Source organism: Pseudoalteromonas sp. SR45-4 (assembly GCF_014163535.1).
In the GTDB taxonomy this organism is placed as follows: domain Bacteria; phylum Pseudomonadota; class Gammaproteobacteria; order Enterobacterales; family Alteromonadaceae; genus Pseudoalteromonas; species Pseudoalteromonas nigrifaciens.
The window spans coordinates 1-5,343 of sequence record NZ_JACJDO010000075.1 but is presented as its reverse complement, the minus strand read 5'-3'; the positions used below and the strand labels follow the sequence as shown (position 1 = coordinate 5,343).

The following is a 5,343-nucleotide window of genomic DNA, read 5'->3' as shown; positions in this document are numbered from 1 at the left end:
CTAGAACCTAGAACCTAGAACCTAGAACCTATCTTTTTCTTTTTATCCATGCTTTAATTACTGCGCAAAATAAGCACCCATCGAGTGTGATGGACAATTATAATATTTAAAAAACACTGGGATTCTGCACAATGGCGTTACGCTGTAAATCACTCATTACCTCTTTCGCATTTTTAGCAATGACAGGCTGTACAATTATACCAGGCAGCCATTTTGAAGGCATAGAGCCTGGTAATCAAACAACTAATCTTGAGCAAGAGCTCGAAAAAGTAAACATTCAAATAATTGACTCATCGCTTATTTCACAACAAAAAAATGCACGTAAAGCGGTAAAGCCAATTTCTAGCCTAGTAGGTGTTAACACCCGCGATTATCAATATAAATTAGGTGTGGGCGATGTAGTAACAGTAGGTGTTTGGGACCATCCCGAACTTACTATACCGGCAGGCACACAACGTACAGCTGAGTTCGACGGCTTTAAAGTGCAAGAAGACGGCACGGTAACTTACGCTTATGCATCTAATATACCAGCAGCAGGGCATACAATCAGCGAACTGCGTAAAGATTTAGTAACTCGTTTAGCCCGTGTGATAGAAAACCCGCAAGTAGACGTGAAAATAGTAAGTTTTAAAAGTCAAAAAGCGTATGTAACGGGTGAAGTAAAACAGCCTGGTGTATACCCAATTACCGATACTCCACTTACCTTAATTGATGCTATTAACCAAGCGGGTGGCTTAACCGAAGCCGCTGATTGGCGCACGGTTACTTTTACACGTGGCGATAAAACAGAAGTAATAAAGCTAGAAGATTTTTACGCTAATGGCGATATTTCTCAAAATCGGTTACTTCAACATGGCGATATAGTGCATGTTAACCGTAATGATAAACAAAAAGTATTTGTATTAGGTGATGTTAATAAAGCAGGTTCAGTAAAGCTTAATCGTTATGGCTTAAACTTGGCCGAAGCATTGAGTGACTCAGGCGGCTTGAACGAAGGCACTGCTGACGCAAACGGTATATTTGTTCTGCGTAAAAGTAATGTAGAACAAACTGGAGTAATTGCAGATGTATACCAATTGCATGCTAAAAACATAGCTGCATTGGTGTTGGCTGAGCAGTTTGAATTACAACCGCACGATATTGTATATGTAACATCAGCACCCTTGGCACGTTGGAACCGCGTAATAAGCTTATTATTACCATCAATTGCTACCGTGGACAGTGTTGACGATATAACTGCTAACTAAGGATTTATTAAGATGTTTGATTCTGTATTAGTGGTGTGCGCCGGCAATATTTGTCGCAGTCCTACTGCTGAATATGTATTAAAAGCTAAGCTTGAAGGCAAAAATATAACAGTGTCGTCAGCTGGCTTAACTGCACTCGAAGGCAAAGGAGCTGATGCTACTGCAAAAAAAATAGCCCAAGCACACGGTATCAATATGGACCCACACCAAGGGCGCCAACTTACTTCGCAACTAATTGCACAGAACAGTGTTATTTTAGTCATGGAGCAGCGTCATTTAAATGATTTACATAGCCAATACCCAGAGGCACGTGGTAAAACATTTTTATTAGGTAAATGGATTGATAACACTGAGGTTCCCGATCCGTACCGTCAAAGCCAAGAGGCATTTGAGCACGTATATACATTAATCGACAGCGCTTGTAGCGCTTGGCAAAAGTATTTATAAGGAATGGCTAATTTAATGAATACCCAGCCTAATAGCAGCACACCCAAGCAGACAAATAGTTCAGCTTCACAGTCACAAGAAATAGATTTAATGGCATTGTTAGGTGCTTTAATCGACCGTAAATATTTTATAATTGCATTAACAGCACTATTTATGTTTGTGGGTGTTGTTTATGCGGTTTTAAGTCAGCCGGTTTACCAAGCAACAGCGATGCTCCAAGTTGAAAGCAGTGGTAGTTCAGTGCCTGGTTTAGACGATATGGGCGGTATGTTTGAAAGCACCTCTGCAGCGGTAACCGAAATAGAACTCCTTAAATCGCGCAGCATTATAGGCGAAGCAGTCGACGCTTTAAATTTAGATATAACAGTAGAGCCTAAATTATTCCCATATATTGGTAACCGTGCATTTCGTACATTTACGCCTCTGCAAGAAAATGATTTAGCTGAGCCAAGTTTTGGTGCAAGTTCATATGCATGGGGTGGCGAAAGCATTAATGTATTTAGGTTCGATGTACCGCGCAACGCAATTAACCAAACATATACTTTAATAGCGCAAGCAAATAATAGCGTTGCATTATTAAATGGCGATGACGAGCAAATATTAGCGGGTAAAGTCGGTGAAGAGCTAACTAATGGTAAGTTTAGCTTAACAATACGCAGCTTAAATGCTCGTCCAGGCACAGAGTTTTTATTGAGTCGTAAAGATCGTCTTAACACAATTTTAGACCTACAAACGGCAATTGGTGCAAGCGAGAAAGGAAAAGATTCAGGAATAATTGATTTAAGCTTACAAAGCACTAAACCAAATTACGCCGAAACTGTGCTTAACAAAGTCGCAGCTATATATGTACGCCGTAATGTAGAGCGTAGTAGCGCTGAGGCACAAAAGTCGCTTGAGTTTTTAGAGGTTCAGCTCCCTGAAATTAAAAAGCAATTAGAGCATGCAGAGCAGCGCTTTAACGACTATCAAATAAAACGCCAAACTATAAATATAACGCTAGAAACCCAAGGCATATTAGAGCAAGTGGTACTGCTAGAAACAAAGTTACAAGAGCTTGAGCTTAAACGTTTAGAAGTGGGTCGTAAATTTAAAAAAGACCATCCAACATATCAGGGCATTATTGAGCAAATTGCAGCGGTTAATAAACAAAAGCAACAATTCATTGGCGAAGTAGGTGGCTTACCCGAAACGCAACAAGAGCTACTACGCTTAAAGCGTGATGTAGAAGTAAGTAACCAAATTTATACATTGCTACTAGGTAAAGCCCAAGAACTAGATATCGTTCGTGCAGGCACGGTAGGTAATGTACGTATAATCGATTACGCTGAGGTTAATACCAGTAAGCCGGTAAAACCTAAAAAAGCGCTAATAGTAGTAATGGCAACCATGTTAGGTGGGATGCTAAGCGTCGCTATTGTATTAGTACAAAAAGCAATGCATAAAGGTGTAGAAGATCCAGCTGAAATAGAAGCACTCGGTATACCTGTTTATGCGAGCGTGCCACATTCAGATCACCAAGAAAAACTAACCGGCTTTGTAACAAGAGCACGCAAAGGTAAAATACCTAAAGCCAAAACCATATTAGCACTCGACAACCCTGCCGATTTATCAATAGAGGCACTGCGTAGCTTACGTACCAGTCTGCACTTTGCGATGATGGAAGCTAAAAATAATATTATTGCTATATCGGGTCCAAGTCCAGGCGTAGGTAAATCATTTATATCGGTTAACTTAGCGAGTATATTGGCGCAAAGCGGTAAAAAAGTACTTATAATTGATGCCGATATGCGCAAAGGCTACTTACAAACACAATTTAATATAACTGCCGAAAATGGCCTAAGTGATTATTTGTCAGGGCGTTTAAATTTAAGTGAAGTGACTCACGACACTAAAGTAACAGGCCTTGATGTTATTACTCGTGGACAAATACCGCCTAATCCGTCTGAATTACTAATGCATGCAAACTTTAGTAAATTAGTGGCAGAAGTTAGTGCTGCCTATGACATGGTGATCATAGATACCCCGCCTATCTTAGCAGTAACCGATGCAGCTATCGTAAGCGCCCATACAGGCACTACGTTACTCGTAGCGCGATATGGACAAAACCACTTGCGTGAAATAGAGTTAACGCGTAACCGCTTTGAACAAAATGGCATAGATGTGAAAGGCGTGGTATTTAACGGTGTACTTAAAAAAGCCAGCAATGCTTATGGATATTATGGTTACTATAATTATGAATATAAAAGTGATGCATAAATAGAGTGGTTTTTCGGTGGCCTATTGGGCACTTTTAAATAAAAGTACAAAAACAAGCAATTACAATGAGGTAGTCTAAATTGACTGTCTCAATTTAGAAAAAAGTGTCTCAGTTGGATGTAATAAAGCTGAGATGCTTTGTTGAAATAAATCATATTCTGGTATGTATAAATTAGGTATCTCACTAGTAATTGAAGTGTTAAAGTTACGCCAATTTAAAAGTGGTCTGATTAAAATATAGTATATTTATAGATTTAGTAGCAGCTAAATATGAAATATTGGATACAAATATCGATGCTCTAAAAAGAAATATAGTCGGTGAATAAGGGTTTTTTTAGCTTAAATTGTCTATGCAAGTAGGATTTAAGTCCTTAGCGAAACTATAAGTCTAGCAATGATAATGAAAGGTGGTTAGTGGCAATTAAGTGGGGTGCGTAGCGCCTACTGTTGTGTAGTAATAGGTTAGCTGGCTGAATGAAGTTGAACTAGATTAAAGATATTTAAAACGACTGATGCGGTATTAAAAACAGAAGATAAAACTTAAACCTACGTACTGTGATTATTGTTTACGGGTATTACCAGTAGCTAAACTATCAGTATTAATAATTTTGGTAGCTATTTTATAGAGAAAGTATTTTCTGAAACTTCGAGTTTATAACTGCTGATAAAGTAAGTAGCAAGTAAATATAATAATATTTTATGTCATTATATTTCCTCTTTTTAGTGGTCAATGTATTTAAGCTTTCGGGCCATTGAAAATATTATAGCTGATTAATAGTATCAATATTTAGCATTAAAATATTAGTTAGGGGTTAACTTTGCACATAAATAAGAGGCTGTTAATAGCCAATTTTATTATAGTTATAAATGTTGTGGCAGGTAAAGTTTTTTTTAACGACGGGTCTGCTACCAGTTCAACAGTTAATTCGTCCTTTGCTGCTTACGTAATTGCTATAGTTTTTTTGGGTACATATGGTTATATTTTTTTAATTTTAAATAAGAGGTTTATTCCTAATAACAGCTTGCTAATTACCGCTTTCCTTTATTACATATGGATGTTGGTTTGGTCGTTAAATTCAAATATTCCATTGATGTCATTTTATTATTCGGTGTCGGGTATATTGATGTTGTTTTTTAGTATTTACTATAATAATTCTATAAGCTGCTTGACTCGCTATGATAGGTATAAAGAAATACATAAAACAATGTTCTATGTTTTTATTTCCTATACATTATCTGCAATGTTTTTCCAAGTATATTACTTGAAAAAAAGTTTAATGTTAGGTCTTCCGTTGGGCTTTGCTGCATTGCTTTATTATTATTTTGTGTTTATTCAAACTAAAAATGCTATAGATAATAATAGACTAATCAGTTTTTTTTGGGTTGTTTTTTT

3 protein-coding genes are annotated in these 5,343 nt (G+C 37.3%); all 3 read left to right on the top strand.

What is annotated here, in order from left to right:
- Positions 1-131 precede the first annotated feature (131 nt).
- From H5058_RS17865 to H5058_RS17855, 3 genes are read left to right on the top strand one after another with little or no spacing between them, the layout of a single operon-like run.
- Complete coding sequence (locus tag H5058_RS17865; RefSeq protein ID WP_182679337.1) at positions 132-1,247, top strand: polysaccharide export protein; 1,116 nt, start codon at positions 132-134, stop codon at positions 1,245-1,247.
- A 12-nt stretch (positions 1,248-1,259) separates the two neighbouring features.
- On the top strand, positions 1,260-1,694 hold the full coding sequence (locus H5058_RS17860) for a low molecular weight protein-tyrosine-phosphatase (protein WP_182679335.1): 435 nt from the start codon (positions 1,260-1,262) through the stop codon (positions 1,692-1,694).
- Between the two features lie 15 nt (positions 1,695-1,709).
- A complete protein-coding gene (locus tag H5058_RS17855) occupies positions 1,710-3,950 on the top strand; it encodes a polysaccharide biosynthesis tyrosine autokinase (protein ID WP_182679333.1) in 2,241 nt (746 codons plus the stop codon).
- The last annotated feature ends 1,393 nt before the right edge of the window (positions 3,951-5,343 follow it).

Coding starts and splice junctions, on each gene's coding strand:
- H5058_RS17865 (WP_182679337.1), top strand. CDS start 132: ATGGCGTTACGCTGTAAATCACTCATTACCTCTTTCGCATTTTTAGCA.
- H5058_RS17860 (WP_182679335.1), top strand. CDS start 1,260: ATGTTTGATTCTGTATTAGTGGTGTGCGCCGGCAATATTTGTCGCAGT.
- H5058_RS17855 (WP_182679333.1), top strand. CDS start 1,710: ATGAATACCCAGCCTAATAGCAGCACACCCAAGCAGACAAATAGTTCA.